This window comes from Paractinoplanes abujensis (assembly GCF_014204895.1).
Lineage (GTDB): Bacteria > Actinomycetota > Actinomycetes > Mycobacteriales > Micromonosporaceae > Actinoplanes > Actinoplanes abujensis.
This window is the reverse complement of record NZ_JACHMF010000001.1, coordinates 2304589-2328694: the sequence shown is the minus strand read 5'-3', so window position 1 is coordinate 2328694 and position 24106 is coordinate 2304589. Positions and strand designations below refer to the sequence as shown.

Here is a 24106-nt window from a genome sequence, read left to right as displayed (position 1 = left end):
TCCCCGATGGCCGGGCACGACGCGTACGACCACCGCACCTCACCGGAGCCACCCGCCCGCCGCGCCTCTTGTCCGCGGCACCGGGCGGCCTTCCCCCGCCGCTCGGTGAAGCCCGAACGAGGCGACGATCAGCAGCACGGCCGGCCGCCAAGGGCAGCCACGGCGGACGACCGCCCGGCCTCGACAGGCAGCCCGACCGGCCGCGAAACGTCGGGGACGCTGCATCAACCGGCTCAAGCAAAGCGAGCACGACAGGTCCCGGAGAACCGCTCGTCGATCAGCCGATCCAGGCCCAGCTGACGGTGGCATCGATCAGCACGGCCGGGCGGCGGGGGTTCAGCTGCTTCGCCGGGCGCGCCGGGGTGAGCGCCTCGTATCGCGGAGCGAGCCGGACGCATAGGCTCGCGCTCATGACCGGCGCTGACTGGCGGGACGACGGGTTCCGGCGGCGCCGGCCCTCGGCGGAAACCCTCTCGTGGGTGGCGGCGTCGATGGGCCGGGGCAGTCGCGTCGTCGGCTGGCGCCGGTTGACCGGTGGGGTGTGCTCCGCCGTGCATCGGCTGACTGCCGAGCGACGTGGGACGCGGACGTTCGTCGTGTTGCGGCAGTACCCGTACGGGCTCGGTCTGCACGAGGCGCTGGTGAAGGAGATCGCCGACCTGGGTGTGGTGGCGGGCAGCGGGCTCCCGGTTCCGCGGGTTCTGGCCGCTGATGTGGCCGGCGCCGGGACTTCGGGCGCGCCGTCGGTGCTGATGACGCGGTTGCCGGGGCACGTCGATCTCGATCCGGTGGAGCCGGCGTCGTGGCTGACGAGCATCGCGGAGCTTGCGGTGTCCCTGCACTCCCTCGATCGTCCCGCGCCGGCGTTCCGGCCCTGGACGGATTCCTGGATCGCCCGCCCGGACCGGTTGGAGGTGCCGGCCGGCGCGCACGATGCGGCGTTGTGGAGGGCCGCGTTCGCTGTGATGGCAACGCCGCCGCCCGAGGACGATCCCGTCTTTCTGCACGGCGACTTCCTGCCGGTCAACCTGTTGTGGTCGCGCGGGCGGGTCACCGGGGTGACCGACTGGAACTCGCTGCACCGGGGGTCGCGGGCGATCGACGTCGGGCACTGCCGGCGGTTCCTGGCGGCGCCGGGCGCCGCCCCGTCGACGTGCCGGGCATGACTTCGCGGGTCGAGTCCGTCGTCGCGGCAACGCTGCGACGTCTGGGATGACGCGCCGGACGTTCCGCGCAGCCGTGGCCGTGTATGGCATGCTGCGTGACGGGCGGCGACTGCTGCTGATGCGCCGGGCGGGCACCGGCTACCGCGACGGGCTGCTCAGCCTGCCGGCCGGTCACCTCGACGGCGGGGAGGACGCCGTTTCCGGTCTGGTCCGGGAGCTGCGGGAGGAACTGGGCATCGAGGCCGACCCGCACGCCTGCGACCTGGCCCTGCTGATGCATTCCGCGGCCGAGGACGCCGACGATGCCGAATACCTCAATCTGTTCTTCGTCGTCGGCCGCTGGACCGGTGAGCCGCGGATCGCCGAGCCGGACAAATGCAGTGAGCTGCGATGGGTCGACGACCGGGAGCTCCCGGCCGACGTGGTGGACGAGGTGCGCGAGGCGTTGGCGGCCATCGGCCGGGGCGAGCGGCTGGCCCTCCACGGATGGCCGGTCAGGTGAGGCCGGGGAGCAGTTCGCGGATCACGTCGACGAAGAAGTCGACGTCGGACTCGGTGGTGCGCCAGTTGACGATGGCCGGCCGCAGCGCGACCTGGCCGTTGTAGACCGTCGTGCCGGCGTAGACGCGACCGTCGGCCAGCAGGGCGGCGCCCAGGCGGCGGTTCAGGTCGTCGAGGTCGGTGACGCCGGGCGGGGCCGCGCGGAAGCAGACGATGCACAGCGGCACCTCGGCCAGGCGTTGCAGGTCGGGCGCGGCGTCGACCCGGCGGGCCAGGTGCTGGGCCAGGTCGAGGTGTTTCTCGACCATGGCCCGATGACCTTCCTTCCCGTACGCGGCCAGGGTCGCCCAGATCGGCAGGGAACGCGCGCGCCGCGACGACTCGGGGCCGGACAGCGCGTAGCCGGCGGCCGGGTCGCCCGCGCCGGGCAGGTAGGCCGCGCCGGGCATGCCGAACGCCGCGGTCAGCCGGGCCGGGTCCTTGATCAGGGCGAAGCCGCTCTCGTAGGGGACGTTGAGCCATTTGTGGCCGTCGGCGGCGATCGAGTCGGCCCGTTCGATCCCGGCCACCAGCCCCGCCGTACGGGGGGAAAGGGCGGCGAACAGGCCGAACGCGCCGTCCACGTGCAACCAGCAGCCGAACTCCTCGGCCAGCGCGGCCAGCTCGGCGACGGGGTCGAAGTCGCCCGTGTTGACCTCGCCCGCGTTGGCGATGACGACCGCGGGCGCGCCGCGCAGCGACTCGAGGTGGCGGCGCATCAGGGGAAGGTCGACGCGGCCCACGTCGTCGCGGGCGCAGACCGTCACCGCGTTGCGGCCATGCCCGAGCATCTGCAACGCTTTGCGGGCGCTCGCGTGCACGTAGCCAGAGGACAGCACGGGGATGCGGGGCAGTTCGGCCAGCCCGTCGGCGGCCGTGTCGACCCCGTGCTGGAAGCCCCACCAGTGGGTCGCGCAGCCCAGCGCCGTGAAGTTGGCGAACGTGGCCGAGGCCACGAGCGCGCCGCCCCACGTCGCGGGCAGCCCGAACAGCTCACGCAGCCAGCCCAGCGCGACCGTCTCGACCTCGTGGGCGAACGGCGACGAGATCCGCGAGAACGCGTTCTGGTCGAGCAGGGCGGCCGTCCAGTCGGCGGCCAGCGCGGCCGGGGTCACGCCACCGGTGACGAAGTGGAAGAACCGCGGGCCGGACGACGTGGTGGCCGCGGCGGTGCCCACCGCGAGCAGCCGGTCGATCACCCGGGCCGGGTCCTCGCCCGCCGCGGGCAGCGGGCCGCCCAGCGAGGCCAGCAGGTCGAGCGCGTCGCCGTCCTGCACCGGCCGGGTCGCCAGCGACTCGAGATAGGGCCCCGCGGCCGCGTGCACCCGGCCCAGCAGATCCGTCATGGGTGCAGGCTACTGCGGCGCACTGCAGGACCGGCGAGCCACCGACGGCGGAAGGTGAGGCAGGCGCCGGCGCGGTCGGCACCACTGCCGAACCGGTAGCCGGCCGAGTTCGCCGTGGAGGACTTCCGTGTCCCACATTCCCGGGACAGGCGCCTCGTGTGCGTCAGGACCTGGGATTTCTAGCGTGAAGGCCTCGACAACCCCGACGTGGAGGCCTTCTCATGGGACACATGACCCGATCGACCGCGCTCAGGCTCGCGGCCGTGCTGTCGGTGCTGGTGGCGATCATCGGCATCGTGGCGTTCGACCTGCCCAACCTGACGCTGGGGGCGGACCGTGCCCGCGACCCGTTCGCGATCGTGCTGGGCAGTTTCACCTCCGACGTGGTGGCGCTCGTGGCCGCGTACGGGGCCTGGCGCCGGCAGAAGTGGGGCGCGGTGCTGCTGATCGCCGTCAACGCCTTCTGGATCGTCCAGGCGGTCGGGTCGCTGCTGTTCGACGCGGGTGCCGGGGCGATGGCGTTCGCGTCGGTCATGCTCGTGCACCACGTCGCGGTGATCTCGCTCTGCCTGTGGCGCGAACGGGTGGTCAGTGCGGTCTGAAGCGGCCGCCCGGCGGCTCTACCAGCTGCTCCTGCCGTTCCTGCTGATCTGGTACGCCTTCGTCGTGGCCGGGCTGACCGCGGTCGTGACCACGTGGCCGCAACGCCCGATCGGCTCGCTCGACGAGATCCCCTGGTGGTCCCACGCGATCGCGTTCGCCGTGGTCGCGGCCACCTGGGCGCCGGTGTCGGCCCACCTCGACCGGGGTGTGCACCAGCTCGCGTTCGGTCAGCGCGACAACGCGTACGAGGTGGCCGGTCACGTCTCCCGCCAGCTGCTGCCCACGGTGGCGGCCGCCCTGGCCGGCACGATGAGCCTGCCGTACGTCGAGATCGAGGCCGAGGGGCGCGTGGTGACCTCGCACGGCTCGGCTCCCGACGGGGCCGCGATCACCGCGATCCCCCTGCTGTTCCAGGGCCGTACGGTTGGCGTTCTGCGGGTCAGCGCGCGCCGCCGCCGGGACCGGTTGTCGGCCACCGACGTGCGGCTGCTGGAGGACCTGGCCCGGCAGGTCGCGATCACTGTGCACGCCGACGGCCTGTCGGCCGCCGTGCAGCGGTCGCGCGAACAGCTCGTGACGGCCCGCGAGGAGGAACGCCGCCGCATCCGCCGCGACCTGCACGACGGCCTCGGGCCCACGCTGGCGTCGCTGGCCCTGCGCCTCGGTGTCCTGCAACGCGGCATCGCCTCGGACCCGGCTGCCGCCACCGCGCTGGCGGCCGAGCTGCGCACCGACGTCCGGCGGGCCACCGCCGACATCCGCCGCCTGGTGTACGACCTGCGGCCGCCCATGCTCGACGAGTTCGGCCTGGCCGACGCGCTGCGCAACCTGAGCGGCCCACCCCGTACGGTGGTCGCCCCCGACCCGATGCCCGCGCTGCCGGCCGCCGTCGAGGTGGCCCTCTACCGGATCGCGGCCGAGGCGTTGCACAACGCGGCCCGGCACGCTCCCGGCGCCGGCTGCGCGGTCGAGGTGTCCGTCCACTCCGGCGAGGTCGCCCTGACCGTCACCGACGACGGCCCCGGGCTGCCCGGCGGGTATCTTGCCGGGGTGGGCCACCGCTCGATGCGCGAACGCAGCACCGAACTCGGTGGCACGCTGCACATCGGGCCCGGCCCGGCCGGCGGCACCCGGGTGGCCGCCACCTTCCCGCGGGACGTCCGATGATCACCGCGCTGATCGCCGACGACCACCCCCTGTTCCGCCGCGGCCTGCGGGCCCTGCTGGGCACGATGGGAGAAGTCGAGGTGGTGGGGGAGGCCACGAACGGCGCCGAGGCGGTGACCCTGGCCGCGTCGCTGCGCCCGCAGCTGATCCTGCTCGACCTGCACATGCCCGGCGGTGACGGCCTGACCGCGATCCGCCGCCTGACGGCCCTGCCGCAGCCGCCGCACATCCTGGTCGTCACCATGGTGTCCGACGACGACTCGGTTTTCGCGGCTCTGCGCGCCGGGGCCCGCGGCTACGTGCTCAAGGACGCCGACGAGCCGGACCTGATCCGGGCCGTCCTGGCCGTGGCGCACGGCGAGGCCCTGTTCAGCCCCGGTGTGGCCGCGCGGATCATGACGTTCTTCAGCGCCCGGCCCGCCACCGACCCGTTCCCGGGCCTGACCGCGAGCGAACGCAACGTGCTGCAGCTGATGTCGCGGGGGCTGTCCAACGAGGCGATCGCGGGTTCGCTGGGGTTGAGCGCGAAAACAGTCCGCAACTACGTCAGCAACGTCTTCGCCAAACTCCACGTGGCCAGCCGGGCCGAGGCGATCGCCCGGGCCCGCGACGCCGGCCTCTGAGCTCAGCGGATCACGAGGGGCCGTGGTTAGCTGGCCGTATGGGGCGTGAATGGCTGGCCGACGCGGTGCTGTACGAGATCTATCCCCAGTCGTTCGCCGACTCCGACGCGGACGGGGTGGGGGATCTGCGGGGCGTGATCGACCGCCTCGACCACATCGCGTCGCTCGGGGTGAACGTCATCTGGTTCAACCCGTGTTTCGCCTCGCCGTTCGTCGACGCGGGCTACGACGTGTCGGACTATCTGCGGATCGCGCCCCGCTACGGCACCAACGACGACCTGGCCGAGCTCGTCGTCAAGGCCCGCGAGCGGGGCATCCGGGTGCTGCTCGACCTGGTCGCGGGGCACACGTCGATCGAGCACCCGTGGTTCCGGCAGGAGCTCGCGGCCGGCGGACCGGCCCCCGAGGGTGATCGTTACATCTGGGCCGAGGAGCTTCCCGTACGGTCGTGGACGCGCGACGTGCCCGGCATCCCGGCCTGGGTGCGGTCGCCGGGGCCGCGCCCGGGCTACTACCTGAAGAACTTCTACGACGAGCAGCCCGCCCTCAACTTCGGCTGGGCCGGCGCCGGGCCGGACGAGCCGTGGCGCGACCCGATCGACGCGCCGGGGCCGATGCGCAACCGGCAGGCACTGCGCGACATCATCGCGTTCTGGCTGGATCTGGGCGTGGCCGGTTTCCGCGTCGACATGGCATTTTCGCTGGTCAAGGACGAGGAACTGACCCAGGGGTACGCCGAGACCGTGCAGCTGTGGCGCGAGCTGCGCACCTGGCTGGAGGCGGACTATCCCGACGCGGTGCTGATCCCCGAGGGTGGCGAACCCCGTACGGGCGGGCCGCTCGCCTTCGACGCCGACTTCTTCCTCGTGATCAAGGATGCGCACGCCAGCCTCTTCAACAACCAGTACGCGGGGCGGCTGCCGTTCCAGGAACCGCGCGAGCCCTTCTTCGACGCCGAGGGCAAGGGCAGCACCCGGCCCTTCCTCGACGCGTGGAACGCCGCCCGCGACGGCCACCCCGACCGGCCGATCATCCTGGCCACCGCCGACCACGACTTCGACCGGCTCTGCTGCGGCCCGCGCACGGCCGAGCAGCTCGGCACGGCGCTGATCTTCCTGTTCACCTGGGGCAGCGTGCCGTGCCTGTACTACGGCGACGAGATCGGCATGCGTTATCTGCCGGGGCTGCCCGACGTGGAGGGCTCGATCTGCAACCCCGGCTACAACCGGGCCGGCTGCCGCACCCCGATGCAGTGGGACGCCGGCCCCAACGCCGGCTTCTCGACCGCCGACCCGGCGCGGCTCTACCTGCCGATCGACCCCGCGCCCGACCGGCCGACGGTCGCCGCGCAGGAGAACGACCCGGATTCCACACTCGCCTTCGTGCGCAAACTGATCGCCTTGCGGCAGGCCACCCCGGCGCTCGGCACCCGGGCCTCCACCCGGGTGATCGCGGAGGGCTACCCCTTCGCCTACGTGCGCGGGGAGAGCCACCTGGTTGTGCTGAACCCGCGCCGCGAGCCGGCCACGCTGGCGGTCGGGGCGGGCGAGCCGATCTGGACCTCCGGGGTGACCGTGCGGGACGGCGCCCTGGAGATCGACGGTTTCGGCTACGGCATCTTCGCCGCTCAGCCCGGCGCCGCCTGACCCCGGGCCAGCGACGCGTAGCCGGCGAGATCACCCGCGTAGAAGGGCACGCCGGAGGCCTCGCTCCCACTCGGCCAGCGCTGCAACTCGTCGATCACGGGGGCCGGCACGTCGGGCCCCAGCAGCCGGGCCAGGGCAATGGCCGACGCACCGCGCAGCAGCGGCCGGGGACCGGCGAACGACGCCCCGAGCGCCTCCGCGGCCAGGCGGTGCACGTCGCCGACCAGGCCGAGCGACAACGCGGCGGTCGCGGCCACCGGCTCGTCGGCGTCGAGCAGCGCCCAGGCCAGCCCGGACACGCTGACGGCGCTGCGCGACGGGAACCAGCCCAGCGCGTAGGCCGCCAGCCGGCGGACGGCAGCGTCGTCGTTGTCGAGCAGCCGGGTGAACAGCGGCACCCCCGCGCCGACGGCGTCGTGCACCCGCTGGTCGAGCTCGCTGCCCGTCGGCGCGTAACCCTGCGGCAGCCAGGCCTTGTCGTCACCGACCGCCAGGGCGGCCAGCAGCTCGATCAGCTCCGCCCGCTCCGGCGTGGACGGCCAGGCCAGCATCTCGAGCAGGAACGGCACCGCGTGCAGGCTCGCCTCGTAACGCGTGCCCCGGTGGAAGAGGATGGCGTGGATGTCGTGCCGGGCCTTGCGGCGGACCTCGGCGTCGTCGGACAGCAACGCGCGCAGCTGGGCGGGCACGTCGCCGGCGGAACCATGAGCATGGTGGAGGGTGGACCAGGGCACGTCGTCGAGAGTTTCGAGCACGCGCAGAACCTATCGCCCGGGTACGACATTTTCCGGGACCGGGTCCGGCCTGCCCGGACGCGCGGCGAGGGGCATCCGGCATCACTCGATCGGATATCGAGCGTGTGCGGGCGATCCCGAATGTGCTTACGGTACGTCGATGGACGCTCGCACAGCGCAGTCGCGGCGGCTCCGGGGGAACCTGCCCGCCGAGCTGTCCAGTTTCGTCGGCCGTCATCGCGAGCGCGCCGAGCTCAAGCGTCTGTTGTCGACCTCGCGGATGGTCACGATCACCGGGATCGGCGGGGTGGGCAAGACCCGTACGGCGATCCGGGTCGCCGCCGAGGTGCAGCGCGCCTTCCCCGACGGGGTGTGGCTCGTCGACCTGTCCGCGATCGCCGACCCGTGCCTGATCGCCGAGGCCGTCGGGCAGGCCCTCGGCGTCCAGGATCAATCGGCCCGCCCGCAGGAGGACGGGCTGGCCGGTTACCTCGCTTCGCGCCGGCTGCTGCTGGTGCTCGACACGTGCGAGCACGTCGTCGGGGCGTGCTCCGCCCTGGTGGAGACGCTGCTGCGGGCCGCGCCGGGGATGCAGGTGCTGGCCACCAGCCGCCAGCCGATCGGGGTGGACGGTGAACACGTCTTCCTGCTGCCGCCGCTGCCCGTGCCCGACCCCGCCGCCTCACCCGCCGACCGTGAGGTCGACGCCGCGGTCATGCTGTTCGCCGAGCGGGCCGCCGCGGCCGCCCCCGGCTTCGCGCTCACCGAAGCCAACCAGGACGCCGTGGCCCGGCTGTGCCGCCGGCTGGACGGCATCCCGCTCGGCATCGAACTGGCCGCCGTGCGCACCCGCGCCCTGCCCGTCGAGCGGATCGCCGAGCTGGTCGAAGGCTGGTACGCCGACGAGTCGGGCCTGCTCAGCCGGGCCGGCGGCGGACGCCACGAATCCCTGCGCAAAGCCGTCGACGGCAGCTACGAGCTGTGCACCGCGGGCGAGCGGATGGTCTGGGCGCGGGCCTCGGTCTTCGCCGACGGGTTCGACCTCGAAGCCGTCCACGAGGTCTGCGGCGACAAACTCGACCTGGTGGCCGGGCTCGTCGACAAGTCGGTCCTGGTGCTCGACGGCTCCGGACCGGCCGGTCGCTACCGGATGCTCGACACCCTTCGCGAGTACGGTGCGGAGATCCTGCGGGCGTCCGGTGAGGAACACGCCGTACGGCAACGGCATCGCGACCACTACCTGCGGCTGGCCCGGCGGTTCGACGCCGAGTGGTGCGGCCCCCGGCAGGCGGCCTGGTTCCGCCGGCTCACCCTCGAGCATCCCAACCTGCGTGCGGCGCTGGACTTCTGCCTCTCCGACCCCGGCGAGCACCACGCCGGCCTGGAACTGGCCGCTTCGCTCACCTACTTCTGGTTCGCGTGCGGGCACCCCCGCGAAGGCCGCCACTACCTCGAACGCGCGATGGCCCTGGCCCCCGAGCCGGGACCGGCGCGCACCCACGCGCTCTGGGCGTGCGCGTGGATCTGCGCCATGCAGGGCGACCAGGTCAAAGTGGCCGAGTACGTGGAGGAGTGCCGCCCGTACGCCGACGTGGTGGCCCAGGGCTGGAGCACGTTCCTCGTCGGCGTCTCGGCCGCGCTGCGGGGCGAACCCTCCATGGGGGTCGCCTGCCTGCAGGAGTCGGTGCGGCTGCACGGCGACGGCGGCGACCCCGGCCTGGGCCGGCTGATGGCGATGTCGGCCCAGGCCATCGCGCTGGCCTTCCTCGGCGAGTACGACCAGGCGGCGGCGGTCACCGAGCAACACTTCGCGATCTGCGACCGTACGGGGGAGCAATGGGCCCGCTCGTACGCGGAATACGTGCGCTCGGTGGTCGAGCTCAACCGCGACCGGCCCGAGGCCGCGGTCGTGCACGCCCGGGCCGCCCTGCGGATCAAACGGCAGGTCAGCGACCTGGGTGGCAACGCGATGGCGATGGACTCGCTGGCCTGCGCGGCGGCCGTGCTGGGGGACCCGGAACGCGCGGCCCGGCTGTTCGGCATCGCGCACCGGCACTGGGAGTCGGTCGGGCTGCCCCAGATGGGCTCGCCCGACCTGAGCGCGAGCCGGGTCTGGGCCGAGAAACAGGCCCGCGACGTGCTCGGCGACCAGCGCTTCGAGGTACTGCTGACCGAGGGGCTGGGGTTCGACTTCGAGGCCGGGGTCGCGTACGCGCTGGAGGAACAGCCCGCCCCCGCCGCGGCGTCCCCCACCGACTGGGCGCCCCTCACCCGGCGCGAACGCGAGGTGGCCGAACTGGTCGCGGCGGGCAAGACCAACCAGCAGATCGCCGACCGCCTGGTGATCAGCCGGCGCACCGCCAACACCCACCTCGAACACATCCTGACCAAGCTGGACTTCAACGCCCGGGCCCAGATCGCGGCCTGGGTGGCGGCCCGCCGCGGCTGACTCAAATCGGTAACCTGACCGATTCCCCGCGCTGGTGCCGCCGCGACAATCGGAGACATGACCGTCGAGAACATGCCTGCCCTGCTGCACGTGCGCACCACGTCCGCCGGCGCCGCCGCGGTGAGCGTCAGCGTCACCGGAGAACTGGACGTGAGCAACAGCGCCTGGCTGCGCGGCTGGATCGTCGACACGGTGGACCGCTGGCAGCCGGCCGGGCTCACCCTCGACCTCGGTGGCACCCACTTCATCGACGTGGCCGGCGTACGCACCCTGTACGAAGTGCACGCCGCGGCCCGGGCCCGCGGCTTCCTGCTCGACGTGACCGTGGCCCACCCGGCCGTCCGCCTCACCCTGGACCGGCTCGGCCTCAACCCGGAGTTCCTCACCCGGCCCGGCGAAAGCGCCATCCGCCGCTGCGCCTGAGTCAGGACCCGCCTCTGCCGGCTTGCGCCACGGCACCCTCAGCGCTCGGCACCACCGCGGCGTCCATGGTGGCGAGCACGGCCGCTGGACGCGATGACCCGGTGGCGGTGCCGGATCCACGGGTCGGCGCTCCCCTCCGCCCCGGTTCGGCAGGGCCTAGAGTCGGAGCGCGCCGGCAGCCGTGGCCGGGACCGTGGGGTGGTGGGGCGCGATCGGGGAGAGACGTTCGTAGGCGGCGCCCAGGGGTGGGCGCGGGTCGGGGGTGTCGATGTTGGGCCAGAGGGAGAGGGCGCGTTCGGCCATCGCGGTGATCGTGAGCGACGGGTTGACGCCGAGGTTGGCGGCCACCGCCGAGCCGTCGACGACGTGCAGGCCGGGGTGGCCGAAAAGGCGGTGGTAGGGGTCTATGACGCCCGTGTCCGGGGTGGTGCCGATGGCGTAGCCGCCGAGGAAGTGGCCGGTGACCGGGCGGCCGATCAGTTCGGTGACCGCGCCCAGGGGCACGCCGTCGACCTCGTCGGCCAGCGAGCGGGCCACGCGGTGGGCGGCCGGCACCCAGTCGGGGTTGGGTGCGCCCACGCCCTGGCTGGTGCGCAGGCGGCCGCGGCGGCGGCTGACGGTGATCGAGTTGTCGAGCGACTGCATGGCCAGCAGCACGATGGTCTGTTCCGACCAGTGGCGCGGCCAGGCCAGCAGGCGCAGGTGGCGGCGGTCGCGCACGATCTCACGCAGCCCGGCCTTCCAGCGGGCGCCGGGTGTGTCGTCGACGAGCACGGTGGCCAGCAGGGCCAGCAGGTTGCTGCCGCGGCCGTATCGGACGGGCTCGATGTGGGTGTCGGCGTCGACGTGCACGGAGGAGGTGATGGCCACGCCCCGGCTGTAGTCGGCGTCGCGGCGGCGGGTGCGGGCGCCCAGGATCGACTCGGAGTTGGTGCGGCTCAGTTCGCCGAGCCGAGGGGAGATGTGCGGCAGGCTGCCCTGGTCGCGCAGCCGGTGCAGCAGTCGCTGGGTGCCGAGCGCGCCCGCGGCGAAGACGACCTGCCCGGCGGTGTACGTGCGGCGGCGGACCCCACCCGTACGGTGGGTGCGCACCTCGTAGCCGCCGGCGGCGCGGGGGCGTACGTCGTCGACGGTGGTCAGCGGGTGGATCGTCGCGCCGGCCTGCTCGGCGAGGTGCAGGTAGTTCTTGACGAGCGTGTTCTTGGCGCCGACCCGGCACCCGGTCATGCACGACCCGCAGAAGGTGCAGGCCGCGCGGTGCGGGCCGGCCCCGCCGAAGTAGGGGTCGCCGGGCGGGCCGAAGTGGACCCCGACGGGCGTACGGCGGAAGGTGCTTTCGACGCCGAGGCGCCGGGCGACTGCGTGCAGGGCGAGGTCGGAGGGCGTCCCGACCGGGTTGGCGGCCACCCCCAGCATGCGCTTGGCCTGGTCGTACGCGGTGGTCAGCTCGGCTTGCCAATCGGTGATGCCGGCCCAGCGCGGGTCGTCGAAGAAGCGGGCGGGCGGCTCGTAGAGCGTGTTCGCGTAGCCGAGGGAGCCGCCGCCCACGCCCGCGCCCGACATGATCAGCACGTTGTCGAGCAGGGTCAGCCGGAGGATGCCGAAGCAGCGCAGCGCAGGAGCGTACAGGTAGCGGCGCAGGCGCCACGAGGTGCGCGGGAACTGGTCGTCGGCGAACCGGCGGCCCGCCTCGAGGACTGCCACCCGGTAACCCTTCTCGGTCAGGCGCAGCGCGGTGACGCTGCCGCCGAAACCGGACCCGACGACGAGGACGTCGTAGTCGTACGCCATGGCGTACGGTGACATCGTTGTTGACACGATGTCAATAAGGATGGGCCATGCGATTCCACCGGGAAGGTTCGGGCAGTCCGCTCGTGCTGGTGCACGGACTCGGCAGCAGGTGGCAGGTGTGGAAGCCGGTGCTGCCCGCGCTGGCCGGGCACTTCGACGTGATAGCGGTCGACCTGCCGGGGTTCGGGGAGTCGCCGCCCGACGGGGGCCGGGGCGACGTCCCGCACTTCGCCGATCGGGTCGCCGGACTGCTCGACGAGCTGGGTGTGCCGGCGCCGGCCGTGGGTGGCAGCTCGCTGGGCGGGGGAGTGGCGCTCGAACTGGGCCGGCGGGGGATCGCGCGCTCGGTCACCGCGTTCTCGCCGGTCGGGTTCTACGGAGCGGCGGGCGCGAAGTGGTGCCAGGCGGTGGTCGGCCTGGCCCGGCGGGGTGGGGCCGCCCTCGGGCCGGCTCTGCCCGGTTTGCTGCGGACCCGGGCCGGGCGTGCCGCGCTGTGTGGCATCTTCTACGCGAAGCCGCTGCGCCTGGCACCCGCGGACGGGCTGGCCGACGCGCGGGCCCTGGTGGCCGCACCCGGCTTCGCGGAGGCCTGCCGTGAACTCGGCCGCTGGCGATACCCGGGCGGCGGGCCGGACGGCGACGCGGGCGGCGGCGTCCCGGTGACGATCGCCTGGGGCACCCGCGACATCGTGCTGTCCTGCCGTCAGGCCGCCAGGGCCCGGCGCTTGCTGCCCCGCGCCCGGCACGTGAGCCTGCCCGGTTGCGGCCATCTGCCGTTCAGCGACGACCCGGACGCCTGCGCCCGGCTGCTGATCGAGGCGGCCTGAGCCGTATTGGCACACCGCCAACAGGCTGCTACCTTCGGGCGAACGTCCCCGGGCTAAGGCGGTCAGCCATGAGCCAGGAAACACCGTCCACGATGGTCGCCGCGTTCCGGCGCACCGTCGCCGAACGCCCCCACGAGATCGCGCTCCGCACCGCGGGCGGCGGCCCCTCCTACACCTGGTCCCAGTACGCCGAGCGGGTTGCCCGCATCGCCGGCGGGCTCGCCGCGGCGGGCGTGCGGCACGGCGACCCGGTCGCGCTGCTGCTCACCAACCGCCCCGAGTTCCACTTCTTCGACACCGCGGCCCAGCATCTCGGCGCCGTCCCGTTCTCCTGCTACAACACCTCGTCGCCGGAGCAGGTCGAATATCTGCTGGCGGCGTCGGGCGCCACGGTCGCCGTCACCGAGCACCGGCTGGCCCCCGCCTTCGCCACGAGCAAGCCGCAGCATCTGATCCTGGCCGACGAGGACTTCGGCGGTCCCGGCCTCGACCTGAGCCGCGTCGAAGTGGCCCCGGGCGACCTGCTCACCCTGGTCTACACGTCGGGTACGACCGGCCGGCCCAAGGGCGTCGAGATCACCCACGCCAACATGGTCGCGATGGTCGGCACGACGGTCCCGCTGCTCGACATCTGCCCCGGCGACCGCATGATCTCGTTCCTGCCCGCCGCGCACATCGCCGATCGCTGGGCCTCGCACTACACGCACCTGTGGGCGGGCACCGAACTGACCACCCTGGACGATCACCGGCAGATCGTGGCCGCGCTCACCGAGGTGCGGCCGACCCTGTTCGGCGGGGTGCCGCAGGTGTGGCTGCGCCTGGTGGCCGGCATCCGCGGAATCCCCGAGCTGGCCCCGGCGCTCGACCTCGCGGTGCGCAGCGTGCGGGCCCACGGCGCGGTGCCGCCGGAACTGGAGCAGGGCGTCCTCGCCCCGTTGCGCGTGCGGCTCGGCCTCGACCAGGTCCGCGTCGCGGTCACCGCCGCCGCCCCGGCCCCGCCCGAGATCATCGAGCTGGTCAACGCCATCGGTGTCCCGCTGATCGAGGGCTGGGGCATGTCCGAGGTCGCGGGCCTGGGCACCCTGGTGCCGCCGGGCGAGGTCCGCACCGGCACGATCGGCCTGCCCCTGCCCGGCCTCGAGACCCGCCTGCTCGACGACGGCGAACTGCTCGTCCGCGGCCCGACCGTCACCCGCGGCTACCGCGACCTGCCCGACGAGACGGCGGCCGCCCTCGACGCCGACGGCTGGCTGCACACCGGCGACGTGGCCCGCCAGGACCCCGACGGCTACCTGCGCATCATCGACCGCAAGAAGGAACTTCTCATCACGACCGGCGGCAAGAACATCGCCCCCTCCGCGATCGAGCTCACCCTGCGCACCGCCTGCCCCCTGATCGCGCAGGCGGTGGTCGTCGGCGACGGCCGCGAGTACCTGACCGCGCTCGTCGTGATCGATCCGGAGACCGGGGCCGACCCGGCCGACCCGGCTGTCGTGCAGGCGGTGGCCGACGCGGTCGCGGCGACCAACGCCACGGTGTCGCGGCCCGAGCAGATCAAGGCGTACGAGATCCTGCCCGACGTGTGGATCCCCGGCGGCGATATGGTGACGCCGACCATGAAAGTGCGCCGCCACGCCGTCCTGCAGCGCTACGCGGCCGAGGTGGAAGCGCTGTACGCCCGGTGAAGCCGCGCATCGTCGTCATCGGGGCCGGCTTCGGCGGGATCGCGGCCGCGGCCGCCCTGCTCGAGGCCGGCTTCGACGACGTGACCCTGCTCGAACGGGCGGCGTCGATCGGCGGTGTGTGGCGCGACAACACCTACCCCGGGTGCGCCTGCGACGTGCCCGCGCCGCTGTACTCGTACTCGTTCGCGCCCAACCCGCGCTGGTCCCGGCGCTTCCCCGCGCACGACGAGATCCTGGCCTACCTGCGCCGCACCGCCGGCTCGCGGGGGATCACCCGGCGGGTCGTGCTCAACGCGGCCGTCACGTCGGCCACCTGGACCGAGGGCCGCTGGCTGATCGAGACCGCCGACGGCACCCCGTACGAGGCGGACGTGCTCGTGCCCGCCTGCGGGCAACTCGGCAACCCGGTGCCGCCGCCCCTGCCGGGCACGTTCGCCGGCCCCGTCGTGCACACCGCGCAATGGCGTGACGACCTGCCGGTGGACGGCGCGCGGATCGGTGTCATCGGCACCGGCGCCAGCGCGATCCAGCTCGTCCCGGCCATCGCCGGGCGGGCCGCGCACATCACCGTCTTCCAGCGCACCGCCCCCTGGACGTTGCCGCGCCCCGATCGCCGCTACGGCGCCGGACGGCGTTACGCGTACGGGAAACTGCCGGGGCTGATGGTGCTGCCGCGGGCCGGGGTGTGGGCGATGACCGTGGTGACCGGGCGCGCCATCACCGGCGGCCGGGTGGCGGGCGCGCTCATCCGCGGCGTGTCACGGCTCCAGCGCCGCCTGCAGGTGCGCGATCCGGAGCTGCGCCGGCGGGTCACGCCGGACGACCCGCTGGGCTGCAAGCGGGTCCTGTTCACCAACGCCTGGCTGCCCGCGCTGGGCCGCCCCGACGTCTCGCTGGTCACCGAGAAGATCGTCGAGACCACCCCGGCCGGCGTGCGGACGGCGGACGGCACCGTGCACGAATGTGACCTGCTCGTACACGCCACCGGGTTCGCCGCGACCGACTTCCTGGCCGGCATCCGGATCACCGGCCGCGACGGGCGGGCCCTGAGTGACGAATGGGCGGCCGGGGCATACGCACACCTGGGGATGACGGTTCCCGATTTCCCCAACCTGTTCCTCATCTACGGCCCCAACACCAACACGGGCAACACGTCGGTGCTGTACTTCATCGAGCACCAGGCGGCCTACCTGGTGCAGGCGGTGCGCCGGCTGGCCGCGGGGTCAAAACCTCTCGTCGTGCGCCGGGAGGTCGCCGCGGCGTACGACGAGGAGATCCAGCGGCGGCTCCGGCGCAGCGTGTGGACGTCCTGCCGGAGCTGGTACCGCAACGCGGCCGGCCGGGTCGTCACCAACTGGCCCGGCATGGCCGCGGAGTACCGCAAGCGGATCGCCCGCCTGCGGCCCTCGGACTTCGACTAGCGCTTGCCCTTCTTGCCCTCGGGCGGCGGGGTGGGCAGCTTCGGCGCGCTCTTGGCGTAGTCGACCACGATCGGCTTGGCCACCTGCACCAGCTCACGCGCCCGGCGGCGCACGTCGTCGGCGCTGGTGTGCCGGCCCGACGGGACGTGGATCGCCACGTTGCCGACGAAGCGGAGCAGGTCGTCGACCGTACCCGGGAAGATGTTGCACAGCTCGGCCGCGGCCAGCAGCTGCGACTCGGCCACCCCGGCGACGTGGTCCGACATGCCCGCGTCCCACGCCTTGGCGTGCACCAGGTAGCCGGCCGGGAGTGAACCGGGTCCACCGAGCTCGCGCAGGGCCTGTGCCCGGTCGGCCTGGACCGGTCGGGCGGCGTTCACCATCCACAGGAAGCCGCCCGCACCCAGTAATCCACAGGTGAGGAGGGCGGCCTGCGCCGACTCGGTGCCCTTGAACACGACGATGAACAGGATGACCAGTATCAGCGCGCCCGCCATCATCTCGGCGGTGCCGTCGCGGGCTTCGGAGTCCTCGGAGTGGTCGACGGCCCGGGCGATCAGGCCGTCGTAGATCCGGTCCTCCGGCTGCCACCGGTCTTCACGGACCGGCAGAGTCCGTTGCGGCATGGGCGGGTCCCTTCCGTGGGTGTGGTGACCCTGCAATCGGTCGCCGCCCCGCCCGCTTTACACCTCCACGCAGAATTCGTTGCCCTCCGGGTCCCGCAGCACGGTCAGGCCGTTGGCCTCCCAGGCGTAGGTCGCGCCCAGCCCCTTGAGCCGCTCGACCTCGGCGGGGATGTCGCCGCCGGGCGCCCGCAGGTCGAAGTGCATGCGGATCTTGCCCTGCTTGGGCTCGGGCACGCGCTGGAACCACAGGTTCGGCCCGCCCCAGCCGGGCGCCTCGACGAACGCCTTCTCCGGCGTCGAGTCCTCGTCGAACTCCCCGCCCAGCGCGGCCGCCCAGAACCGCGCCACCACGACGGCGTCCCGGCAGTCGATGGTGATGCTCTTGATGTACGTCATGACGCCGTGTACCGATCGAAGAAGACGACCTCCTCCAGCGGCCGCCGCTTCGGCTGCGCCCACCGGCCGCGCTCCGGATAGCCCAGCGGGACCAGGGCCATGGTCAGCGCGTCCTCGGGCAGACCCAGAAGCTCCCGTACGTCGTCCTCGTGCTCCGAGTAAAGCGTGGTCAGCGTGGAACCGATGCCGTACGCGCGGGCGGCCAGCATGAGCTGCTGCACGGCGCCGTAGATGGAGGAACCCAGCCGGGGGTTGCTGGACCGCTTCGCCCCCAGCAGCACCGGGAAGATCCAGACGGGCGCGTGCTCGAGGCCGGCGGCCAGGTGGTCGGCGGCCCGGAAGGTGGCCGCGCTCATGCCGCCGTCGGCAGCCCCGCCGAGGATCTGCTCGCGCCGCGACCCGTAGTTCTTCTCCCAGCCCTCCCGGTACCACTCGGCGATCTGGTGCTTGATCTGCGGATCCCGTACGACGATCCAGGCCCAGCGCTGGCTGTTGCCGCCGCTCGGCCCGCGCACGGCGGCGTCGAGGAGCGCGGTGATGATCTCGTCGGCGATCGGCTCGGTGGAGAGGTAACGCCGGGCGGGGGTGGAGTGCAGGCCCTCGAGCAGGGACAGACTGTGCGGATCTTCGGTCGGCATGCCCGGACCCTACCCCCTGCTGCGCGGGGCCTCGCCCGCGTACTCGCCGGACGGCCGGAACCGCGACGGCCGGTCGGCGTACTCCTCCAACGCGTGCGCGATCCACCCCGCCGTCCGCGCGACGGCGAAAATCGTCTCCCCCGCGTCGGGCGGCATCTGATATTCCAGGGTCAGCGCGGCCAGGGCCAGATCGACGTTCGGCCGTACGCCGGACCGGGCGCCCACGACCTCCGCCAGGCGCCCGGCAGCATCCCCCGCCCGCGTGTCACCCAGCATGTCCAGCAGGGCGCGGGCCCGGGGATCGCCGTCCGGGTAGAGCCGGTGCCCGAACCCCGGGACGGGCTCACCGGCCCGCAGCCGATCGGCGACGGCGTCCACCGGGTCGGACTTGTCGAGCACGTCGGCCAGCAGGTGATGGGCGAGGCTGCTGGCGGCCCCGTGCAGCGGCCCGTCGAGCGCGGCCAGACCCGCGCCCACCACCGCGTACGGGTGCGCCCGGGTCGACGCGGCCACGCGCGCGGCCAGTGTGGACGCTGCTATGTCGTGGTCGGCCAGCAGAATCAGGGCGGCTTCGAGCAGATTGTGCTCCCGCGGCGTGGCCTCGCGGGCGGTCAGCCGCTCCCACAGCACCTCGGCCAGGCGCGGCCCACCCACGTCGCCGTCCGCACCGTGCCGTCCACCGTCCGCGCCGCCCACCTTGCCCCACCCGCAGTCTGCGCCGTCCGCGCCGTCCCGCGCGCCGTCCGCACGATGCCATCCACCGTCCGCGCCGTCCCGCGCGCCGTCCGCCTCGCCTTGCCCGCCATCCGCGCCGTCCGCGCCGTCCCGCGCGCCGTCCGCCTCGCCCCGCCCGCTTTCCGCGCCGCCCCACCTGCTGTCCGCGCCACCCCACCTGCTGTCCGCGCCGCCCCACCTGCTGTCCGCGCCGTCCCCCCTCGCGTTCAGGTCGTCCTGTCCACCGTCCGCGCGGTCGCTCCAGCTGTTTCGCTCGCTGTCCCGCCTCCTGGCTGTGCCCGGGACGTCGAGCACGGTCGAATCGGGGTCTCCGAGGGGGTGCGAGTCCATGTGGGTCCGCCGGAGCGCATCCTTCTGCCTTCTCCGGGCCGCGGGGCCGGTTGCGGCGGGTAAGGCGGCGACCATCGTGGCCAGCAGGGAACGGGCGGTGGCGGTCACCGCGGCCGGGCTCGTGTCGAAGCGCAGCGGGTCGCCGGCGGCGGCTGCGGCGACGATGACGCGCAGCCGGTCGGTGTGCCGCGCGGTGCGGGGGAGCGGGGCGGTCACGGCCTCGGCCAGGCGGCGCAGCCGGGGGTCGGGCGCGAACGTCTCGTAGCGCCGGGTGCCTGTCCACAGCAGGGCCACGACCTCCTCGAAGCTCGCTACCCTGGCCAGCGCGACGGCGTCGTGGCCACGGTAGCGGAGGGAGCCGTCGCTGATCAGCGTGATGCCGGTCCTGATGCCGGGTGTGGTGGGGCGCCGGCGCGAGGCCAGGAACGCGTCGACCTCCCGCCGGTCGAAGAGGCTGTTCTTGCCGTCGGCGTTGCGTCGGCTGCCGAGCAGTCCGCGGCTCACGTAGGCGTAGACGGTCGCCGGTTTGACCCCGAGCAGGCGGGCGACGTCGGCGGTGGTGAGCGGCGAAGGTGAAGCGGCGGCGGGCATGTGCAGATGCTCTCATATTGACTGGATCAATGTTGACGTCAATATGTACGCGCTCGCATGGTGAGGACATGGTGACTGTCAATTCAGGGCTGGCCGGTGTCGTAGCGTTCGACACCGAGATCGCCGAGCCCGACCGCGACGGCGGTGCCCTGCGCTATCGAGGTGTCGACATCCGCTCCCTGGCCGGAGCGGTCTCGTTCGCCGACGTCTACGGCCTCCTGGCCGACGGCACGTTCGACGCGCCGCTGCCCGCAGCCGTTCTGCCGCCCGTGGCTGTGCGCAGCGGGGATGTGCGTGTGGACGTCCAGGCGGCCGCGGCGGCGCTGGCGCCCTTGCTCGGGTGGCGACCGTTGATCGATATCGACGACGCGACGGCACGAGGTGACGTGGCCGGGGCCTCCGCGGCCATGCTGGCCGTCGTCGCGGCCTCGGCGCGGGGCGAGGCGCTGCCGCCGGTGCCGGAGCGGACGGTTGCGGAGGGGAAGGACGCCACGGCGCAGTTCATGATCCGGTGGCGGGGCGAGCCCGACCCGCGTCATGTGGCAGCGATCGACCGCTACTGGGTCTGCGCCGCCGAGCACGGACTGAACGCGTCCACCTTCACCGCACGCGTCGTGGCGAGCACCGGCGCCGACGTCGGTGCGTGCCTGTCCGCCGCGGTGGCTGCTCTCTCGGGACCGTTGCACGGCGGCGCGCCCGCCCGCGCGCTCGGCATGGTCGAGGACGTCGAGAGGAGCGGGGATGCCCGGGCGTACGTGAAAAAGGTGCTGGACAGCGGCCGGCGGCTGATGGGCTTCGGGCACGCCGTCTATCGCGCCGAGGACCCGCGCGCCCGCATCCTGCGTGACACCGCGCGCGAGCTGGGCGCGCCGCGCTACGAGGTGGCGCTCGAACTGGAGAAGGCCGCCCTGGCCGAACTGCGTGAACGCAAGCCGGACCGGGTGCTGGAGACCAATGTGGAGTTCTGGGCGGCCATCGTGCTCGACTTCGCCGAGGTCCCGGTCGACATGCTGGCCGCCCTGTTCACCTGTGCCCGGACGGCCGGTTGGAGCGCCCACATCCTCGAGCAGAAGCGCCTGGCGAAAATCATCCGCCCGTCGGCCGACTACGTCGGCCCACCCGAACGCCGCGCCGCCGACCTGCCCGGCTGGGAGTCCGCGATCAAACGCCACGCCGCTTCCGCCGGGTGACCCCGGGCTCGCTGCACGCCGTTCTCCGCTGCATCCCGGGTCCACCACGGCCGGCCCGCTTGTCCCTGCCGGGCCCTGTTCGCTGCTCCGCCGTGGCCGGCCCGCTTGTCCCCGCTGGGCTCGGCTCGCTGGTCCGCTGACCGCTGCTTCCGGCTCGGCCCTTGACCTTAGAGGGCGACAGGCGCCCGGACGCATGGATGAACTTGATGTTGCCTTGCGCCGGCGGGAGCGAGGTTTGTCCGCGAGCGGGGGCGGGCAGGTCAAAGGGGACATCGAATGATCGCGAGAGGAGTCCTCATGTCCGGCAACGAGCACGACGTCCACCGCAGCGCCAAGAGCGGCCGGTTCGTCAAGGAGAGCACCGCCGAGCGCAACCCGCGTGAGACCACGACCGAGCACGTCGGCGGCGACAAGGGCGGCGACCGCGAGGTGCACCGCAGCGCGTCGACGGGCAAGTTCGTCACGGAGACCACCGCCGAGCTGCACCAGTCCACCACCGAGTCGCAGCGCGTCTGACGCCCGCGGCGTAAATCGGTCGCGTCGGCCCGGCGGCGGGGCAACCATGGACCGGTGGCAGGTGCACCGGAGGGTTTCACGTATCGGGTCCGTAAGAACGGCGACGTCGAGCTGCTTCATCACGGGCAGCCGGCGGGAGTGCTGCGCGGGGCGACCGCCGCGCGGTTTCTCGCCGACGTGGAGGAGAGCGACCCGCAGGAGCTGATGGCCCGCCTCACCGGCAACTACCGCCACGGCAACGAGCGGGTCGCCCGCAACCATCCCCGAAACCGCCGCCGCTGACTTCTTCCTCGTGTCGCCGCAGCAGAGCCGGCGTCCGGCGGTCGCCGTAGCGTTCGCGCACCATCCCACCCCAGGTTCGGGCCGCCCTCCGCGCGCTACCCGTCCAACCGCTCACCACGCCGGCTTCTGGGCGCAACCATTCACGCAGGTCGCCCGGGTGGGTTTCGTGTTCTGGACGCGCCGGCGGCCGGCGAAGCCCACCCGGGTCCCCGCGGGAGCGACGGCCCGTACCCACCGCCCCGCGAGGACATCTGCTTACGATTTTTCAGTATCGGCACCGCAGGACAACCAACGTATGCCCCATCACTTCGAGTTGGGATGCCGCCTTCGCGGTTTTGCGGCGCACCGCCAGCAACGGATCGGCGGTGTTCACCACGATCTCCCACGTACGCCCGAAACTGCGATCGGGCAGCGTGAATTCGACGTTCTCGCCCAGCGGATTGAACAGCAGCAGGAACGAGTCGTCGGTGATGACCTCCCCGAGCGCGTCTCGTTCCGGGATGCCGTGCCCGTTGAGGAACACCGTCATCGTCATGCCGCTGCGGGTGTTCCAGTCGGCTTCGGTCATCGGTTGGCCGTCGCGGCGCAGCCAGGCGATGTCGGGCACCTTGTCGTCGCCGATCGGTTCGCCGGTGAAGAAGCGGCGCCGCCGGAAAATGGGGTGCTTGGCCCGCAGTTCGGTGAGCCGGCGCGTGAATCCGGTCAGCACGTCCTGATTGCGGGCGTCGGTCCAGTCGACCCAGCTGATCTCGTTGTCCTGGCAATAGACGTTGTTGTTGCCGCCCTGGGTGCGCCCGAGTTCATCGCCGTGCGAAATCATCGGTACGCCCTGCGACAACAGCAGGGTGGCCAGGAAGTTGCGTTTCTGCCGTTCCCGCAGGGCCACGATGTCCGGGTCGTCGGTCGGTCCTTCGACACCCACGTTCCACGAACGGTTGTGGCTTTCGCCGTCGCGGTTGTCCTCGCCGTTGGCGTCGTTGTGCTTCTCGTTGTACGACACCAGGTCGTTGAGTGTGAAGCCGTCGTGCGCGGTGACGAAGTTGATCGACGCGATGGGGCGCCGCCCGTCGATCTCGTACAGGTCGGAACTGCCGGTGAACCGTGACGCGAATTCACCCAGGGAGGCCGGCTCACCTCGCCAGAAGTCACGGACCGAGTCGCGGTAGCGCCCGTTCCATTCGGTCCACAGGGGAGGGAATCCGCCGACCTGGTAACCGCCGTCCCCGACGTCCCACGGCTCGGCGATCAGCTTGACCTGCGACACGATCGGGTCCTGGTTGACCAGGTCGAAGAACGCGGCCAGCCGGTCGACGGCGTGGAATTCGCGGGCCAGCGCGGCCGCCAGGTCGAACCGGAAACCGTCGACGTGCATCTCGGTGACCCAGTAGCGCAGCGAGTCCATGATGAGCCGCAGCGATTCGTGGTGGCGCACGTTGAGGCTGTTCCCGGTGCCGGTGGTGTCGTAGTAGTACTGCTTGTCGTCGTCGACGAGCCGGTAGTAGGCGGGATTGTCGATGCCGCGGAACGACAGGGTCGGCCCGAGGTGGTTGCCTTCCGCGGTGTGGTTGTAGACCACGTCGAGAATCACTTCGATGCCGGCCTGGTGCAGCGTTTTGACCATCGATTTGAATTCCTGCACCTGCCCGCCGTGCCCGCCGAACGAGGCGTATCCGTTGTGCGGCGCGAAGAAGCCGATGGTGTTGTAGCCCCAGTAATTGGTCAGGCCGCGGTCGATGAGGGTGCTGTCGTGCACGAACTGGTGCACCGGCATCAACTCGACCGCGGTCACCCCGAGGTTCTTGAAGTGCTTGATCATCGCGGGGTGGGCCAGGCCGGAGTACGTGCCCCGGACGTCGTCGGGAATGTCCGGGTGCCGTTCGGTCATGCCTTTGACGTGCGCCTCGTAGATGACCGTCTGGTGGAACGGAATGCGCAGCGGCCGGTCGTTTCCCCAGTCGAAGAACGGGTTGATGACGACCGACTTCTGCGCGTACGGGGCGGAATCGTCCTCGTTGCGGGAACCGGGGTCGCCGAACCGGTACGCGAACAGCGCCTCGTTCCAGTCGTTACGCCCGTCGATGGCCTTGGCGTACGGGTCGAGCAGCAGTTTGCTGGGGTTGCAGCGCAGCCCGCGCGACGGGTCGTAGGGCCCGTGAACGCGGTAGCCGTAGCGCTGGCCCGGCACGATCCGGGGCAGGTAGCCGTGCCAGACGAGCGCCTCCCGCTCGGGCAGGTCGATTCGTGTCTCGTTGCCGTCTTCGTCGAACAGACACAGTTCGACCCGCTCGGCGAGCTCCGAGAAAAGGGCGAAGTTCGTCCCCCCACCGTCGTAGGTCGCACCCAGCGGGTAGGGGTTCCCGGGCCAGATCTTCATGCGGGCG

Annotated in this window: 23 protein-coding genes; 14 read left to right on the top strand and 9 right to left on the bottom strand. The window is 72.5% G+C overall.

Annotation, left to right across the window (positions count from 1 at the left end):
• Window positions 1-277: 277 nt before the first annotated feature.
• On the bottom strand, window positions 278-412 hold the full coding sequence (locus BKA14_RS43770; RefSeq protein ID WP_260416476.1) for a hypothetical protein: 135 nt from the start codon (window positions 410-412) through the stop codon (window positions 278-280).
• On the opposite strand from BKA14_RS43770, the gene BKA14_RS10275 reads away from it, so the two are divergent.
• Complete coding sequence (locus BKA14_RS10275; RefSeq protein ID WP_184950680.1) at window positions 411-1166, top strand: phosphotransferase family protein; 756 nt, start codon at window positions 411-413, stop codon at window positions 1164-1166. The two genes, BKA14_RS43770 and BKA14_RS10275, sit on opposite strands and share 2 nt — an antisense overlap.
• A 46-nt stretch (window positions 1167-1212) precedes the next feature.
• Entirely contained in the window at window positions 1213-1668 is a 456-nt protein-coding gene (locus BKA14_RS10270; RefSeq protein ID WP_184950679.1) for an NUDIX hydrolase, read from the top strand.
• Here BKA14_RS10270 and BKA14_RS10265 read toward each other — a convergent pair.
• Window positions 1661-3052: a pyridoxal phosphate-dependent decarboxylase family protein gene (locus tag BKA14_RS10265; protein ID WP_184950678.1), complete on the bottom strand. Its 1392-nt coding sequence runs from the start codon at window positions 3050-3052 to the stop codon at window positions 1661-1663. The two genes, BKA14_RS10270 and BKA14_RS10265, sit on opposite strands and share 8 nt — an antisense overlap.
• Before the next feature lie 230 nt (window positions 3053-3282).
• On the opposite strand from BKA14_RS10265, the gene BKA14_RS10260 reads away from it, so the two are divergent.
• Genes BKA14_RS10260 through BKA14_RS10245 form a run of 4 tightly spaced genes read left to right on the top strand, consistent with a single transcriptional unit; the run spans window position 3283 to window position 7091 of the window.
• Window positions 3283-3654, top strand: coding sequence for a hypothetical protein (locus BKA14_RS10260; protein ID WP_184950677.1), 372 nt, complete (start codon window positions 3283-3285; stop codon window positions 3652-3654).
• The gene (locus tag BKA14_RS10255) at window positions 3644-4822 is read left to right on the top strand and encodes a GAF domain-containing sensor histidine kinase (protein WP_184950676.1); all 1179 of its coding nucleotides are present in this window, start codon (window positions 3644-3646) and stop codon (window positions 4820-4822) included. The genes BKA14_RS10260 and BKA14_RS10255 overlap by 11 nt, the downstream gene beginning before the upstream one ends.
• Window positions 4819-5445 carry a response regulator gene (locus tag BKA14_RS10250; RefSeq protein ID WP_184950675.1) on the top strand — a complete coding sequence of 209 codons (627 nt, stop codon included), beginning with the start codon at window positions 4819-4821 and terminating at the stop codon, window positions 5443-5445. The genes BKA14_RS10255 and BKA14_RS10250 overlap by 4 nt, the downstream gene beginning before the upstream one ends.
• Window positions 5446-5483: 38 nt before the next feature.
• Window positions 5484-7091, top strand: coding sequence for an alpha-amylase family glycosyl hydrolase (locus BKA14_RS10245; RefSeq protein ID WP_184950674.1), 1608 nt, complete (start codon window positions 5484-5486; stop codon window positions 7089-7091).
• Here the strand turns inward: BKA14_RS10245 and BKA14_RS10240 are convergent.
• Complete coding sequence (locus tag BKA14_RS10240) at window positions 7073-7846, bottom strand: HEAT repeat domain-containing protein (RefSeq protein WP_184950673.1); 774 nt, start codon at window positions 7844-7846, stop codon at window positions 7073-7075. The two genes, BKA14_RS10245 and BKA14_RS10240, sit on opposite strands and share 19 nt — an antisense overlap.
• Before the next feature lie 139 nt (window positions 7847-7985).
• Between BKA14_RS10240 and BKA14_RS10235 the strand changes: the two genes are divergently transcribed.
• Both BKA14_RS10235 and BKA14_RS10230 read left to right on the top strand, forming a co-directional pair.
• Complete coding sequence (locus tag BKA14_RS10235) at window positions 7986-10274, top strand: ATP-binding protein (protein ID WP_184950672.1); 2289 nt, start codon at window positions 7986-7988, stop codon at window positions 10272-10274.
• A 57-nt stretch (window positions 10275-10331) separates the two neighbouring features.
• Window positions 10332-10697, top strand: a complete 366-nt coding sequence (locus BKA14_RS10230; protein WP_184950671.1) for an STAS domain-containing protein — start codon at window positions 10332-10334, stop codon at window positions 10695-10697.
• A 156-nt stretch (window positions 10698-10853) separates the two neighbouring features.
• Here BKA14_RS10230 and BKA14_RS10225 read toward each other — a convergent pair whose 3' ends face one another.
• On the bottom strand, window positions 10854-12503 hold the full coding sequence (locus BKA14_RS10225; protein WP_275412364.1) for a GMC oxidoreductase: 1650 nt from the start codon (window positions 12501-12503) through the stop codon (window positions 10854-10856).
• 32 nt (window positions 12504-12535) lie between these two features.
• Here BKA14_RS10225 and BKA14_RS10220 point away from each other — a divergent pair, with 32 nt between their 5' ends.
• From BKA14_RS10220 to BKA14_RS10210, 3 genes are all read left to right on the top strand, one after another.
• Entirely contained in the window at window positions 12536-13315 is a 780-nt protein-coding gene (locus BKA14_RS10220) for an alpha/beta fold hydrolase (protein ID WP_184950670.1), read from the top strand.
• Window positions 13316-13383: 68 nt separating this feature from the next.
• The gene (locus BKA14_RS43765) at window positions 13384-15000 is read left to right on the top strand and encodes an AMP-dependent synthetase/ligase (protein WP_184950669.1); all 1617 of its coding nucleotides are present in this window, start codon (window positions 13384-13386) and stop codon (window positions 14998-15000) included.
• Entirely contained in the window at window positions 14997-16421 is a 1425-nt protein-coding gene (locus BKA14_RS10210) for a flavin-containing monooxygenase (protein WP_184950668.1), read from the top strand. The genes BKA14_RS43765 and BKA14_RS10210 overlap by 4 nt, the downstream gene beginning before the upstream one ends.
• Here the strand turns inward: BKA14_RS10210 and BKA14_RS10205 are convergent.
• The 4 genes from BKA14_RS10205 to BKA14_RS10190 are packed head-to-tail and all read right to left on the bottom strand — an operon-like array spanning window position 16418 to window position 19737.
• A complete protein-coding gene (locus tag BKA14_RS10205; RefSeq protein WP_184950667.1) occupies window positions 16418-17047 on the bottom strand; it encodes a hypothetical protein in 630 nt (209 codons plus the stop codon). The two genes, BKA14_RS10210 and BKA14_RS10205, sit on opposite strands and share 4 nt — an antisense overlap.
• Window positions 17048-17104: 57 nt before the next feature.
• Window positions 17105-17443, bottom strand: a complete 339-nt coding sequence (locus tag BKA14_RS10200) for a VOC family protein (RefSeq protein ID WP_184950666.1) — start codon at window positions 17441-17443, stop codon at window positions 17105-17107.
• Window positions 17440-18081 carry a nitroreductase family protein gene (locus BKA14_RS10195; RefSeq protein ID WP_184950665.1) on the bottom strand — a complete coding sequence of 214 codons (642 nt, stop codon included), beginning with the start codon at window positions 18079-18081 and terminating at the stop codon, window positions 17440-17442. The genes BKA14_RS10200 and BKA14_RS10195 overlap by 4 nt, the downstream gene beginning before the upstream one ends.
• 9 nt (window positions 18082-18090) lie before the next feature.
• Complete coding sequence (locus tag BKA14_RS10190) at window positions 18091-19737, bottom strand: citrate synthase (RefSeq protein WP_239092367.1); 1647 nt, start codon at window positions 19735-19737, stop codon at window positions 18091-18093.
• 68 nt (window positions 19738-19805) lie between these two features.
• Here BKA14_RS10190 and BKA14_RS10180 point away from each other — a divergent pair, with 68 nt between their 5' ends.
• From BKA14_RS10180 to BKA14_RS10170, 3 genes are all read left to right on the top strand, one after another.
• Window positions 19806-20927 carry a citrate synthase 2 gene (locus tag BKA14_RS10180; RefSeq protein ID WP_184950664.1) on the top strand — a complete coding sequence of 374 codons (1122 nt, stop codon included), beginning with the start codon at window positions 19806-19808 and terminating at the stop codon, window positions 20925-20927.
• A 297-nt stretch (window positions 20928-21224) separates the two neighbouring features.
• The gene (locus BKA14_RS10175; RefSeq protein ID WP_184950663.1) at window positions 21225-21443 is read left to right on the top strand and encodes a hypothetical protein; all 219 of its coding nucleotides are present in this window, start codon (window positions 21225-21227) and stop codon (window positions 21441-21443) included.
• Between the two features lie 54 nt (window positions 21444-21497).
• The gene (locus BKA14_RS10170; protein WP_184950662.1) at window positions 21498-21725 is read left to right on the top strand and encodes a hypothetical protein; all 228 of its coding nucleotides are present in this window, start codon (window positions 21498-21500) and stop codon (window positions 21723-21725) included.
• Between the two features lie 265 nt (window positions 21726-21990).
• On the opposite strand, the gene glgX is transcribed toward BKA14_RS10170, so the two are convergent.
• The gene (glgX, locus tag BKA14_RS10165; RefSeq protein ID WP_184950661.1) at window positions 21991-24099 is read right to left on the bottom strand and encodes a glycogen debranching protein GlgX; all 2109 of its coding nucleotides are present in this window, start codon (window positions 24097-24099) and stop codon (window positions 21991-21993) included.
• Between the last annotated feature and the right edge of the window lie 7 nt (window positions 24100-24106).

Coding starts and splice junctions, on each gene's coding strand:
- BKA14_RS10275 (WP_184950680.1), top strand. CDS start 411: ATGACCGGCGCTGACTGGCGGGACGACGGGTTCCGGCGGCGCCGGCCC.
- BKA14_RS43770 (WP_260416476.1), bottom strand. CDS start 412: ATGAGCGCGAGCCTATGCGTCCGGCTCGCTCCGCGATACGAGGCGCTC.
- BKA14_RS10270 (WP_184950679.1), top strand. CDS start 1,213: ATGACGCGCCGGACGTTCCGCGCAGCCGTGGCCGTGTATGGCATGCTG.
- BKA14_RS10265 (WP_184950678.1), bottom strand. CDS start 3,052: ATGACGGATCTGCTGGGCCGGGTGCACGCGGCCGCGGGGCCCTATCTC.
- BKA14_RS10260 (WP_184950677.1), top strand. CDS start 3,283: ATGACCCGATCGACCGCGCTCAGGCTCGCGGCCGTGCTGTCGGTGCTG.
- BKA14_RS10250 (WP_184950675.1), top strand. CDS start 4,819: ATGATCACCGCGCTGATCGCCGACGACCACCCCCTGTTCCGCCGCGGC.
- BKA14_RS10245 (WP_184950674.1), top strand. CDS start 5,484: ATGGGGCGTGAATGGCTGGCCGACGCGGTGCTGTACGAGATCTATCCC.
- BKA14_RS10235 (WP_184950672.1), top strand. CDS start 7,986: ATGGACGCTCGCACAGCGCAGTCGCGGCGGCTCCGGGGGAACCTGCCC.
- BKA14_RS10230 (WP_184950671.1), top strand. CDS start 10,332: ATGACCGTCGAGAACATGCCTGCCCTGCTGCACGTGCGCACCACGTCC.
- BKA14_RS10225 (WP_275412364.1), bottom strand. CDS start 12,503: ATGTCACCGTACGCCATGGCGTACGACTACGACGTCCTCGTCGTCGGG.
- BKA14_RS10220 (WP_184950670.1), top strand. CDS start 12,536: ATGCGATTCCACCGGGAAGGTTCGGGCAGTCCGCTCGTGCTGGTGCAC.
- BKA14_RS43765 (WP_184950669.1), top strand. CDS start 13,384: ATGAGCCAGGAAACACCGTCCACGATGGTCGCCGCGTTCCGGCGCACC.
- BKA14_RS10205 (WP_184950667.1), bottom strand. CDS start 17,047: ATGCCGCAACGGACTCTGCCGGTCCGTGAAGACCGGTGGCAGCCGGAG.
- BKA14_RS10200 (WP_184950666.1), bottom strand. CDS start 17,443: ATGACGTACATCAAGAGCATCACCATCGACTGCCGGGACGCCGTCGTG.
- BKA14_RS10195 (WP_184950665.1), bottom strand. CDS start 18,081: ATGCCGACCGAAGATCCGCACAGTCTGTCCCTGCTCGAGGGCCTGCAC.
- BKA14_RS10190 (WP_239092367.1), bottom strand. CDS start 19,737: ATGCCCGCCGCCGCTTCACCTTCGCCGCTCACCACCGCCGACGTCGCC.
- BKA14_RS10180 (WP_184950664.1), top strand. CDS start 19,806: ATGGTGACTGTCAATTCAGGGCTGGCCGGTGTCGTAGCGTTCGACACC.
- BKA14_RS10175 (WP_184950663.1), top strand. CDS start 21,225: ATGTCCGGCAACGAGCACGACGTCCACCGCAGCGCCAAGAGCGGCCGG.
- glgX (WP_184950661.1), bottom strand. CDS start 24,099: ATGAAGATCTGGCCCGGGAACCCCTACCCGCTGGGTGCGACCTACGAC.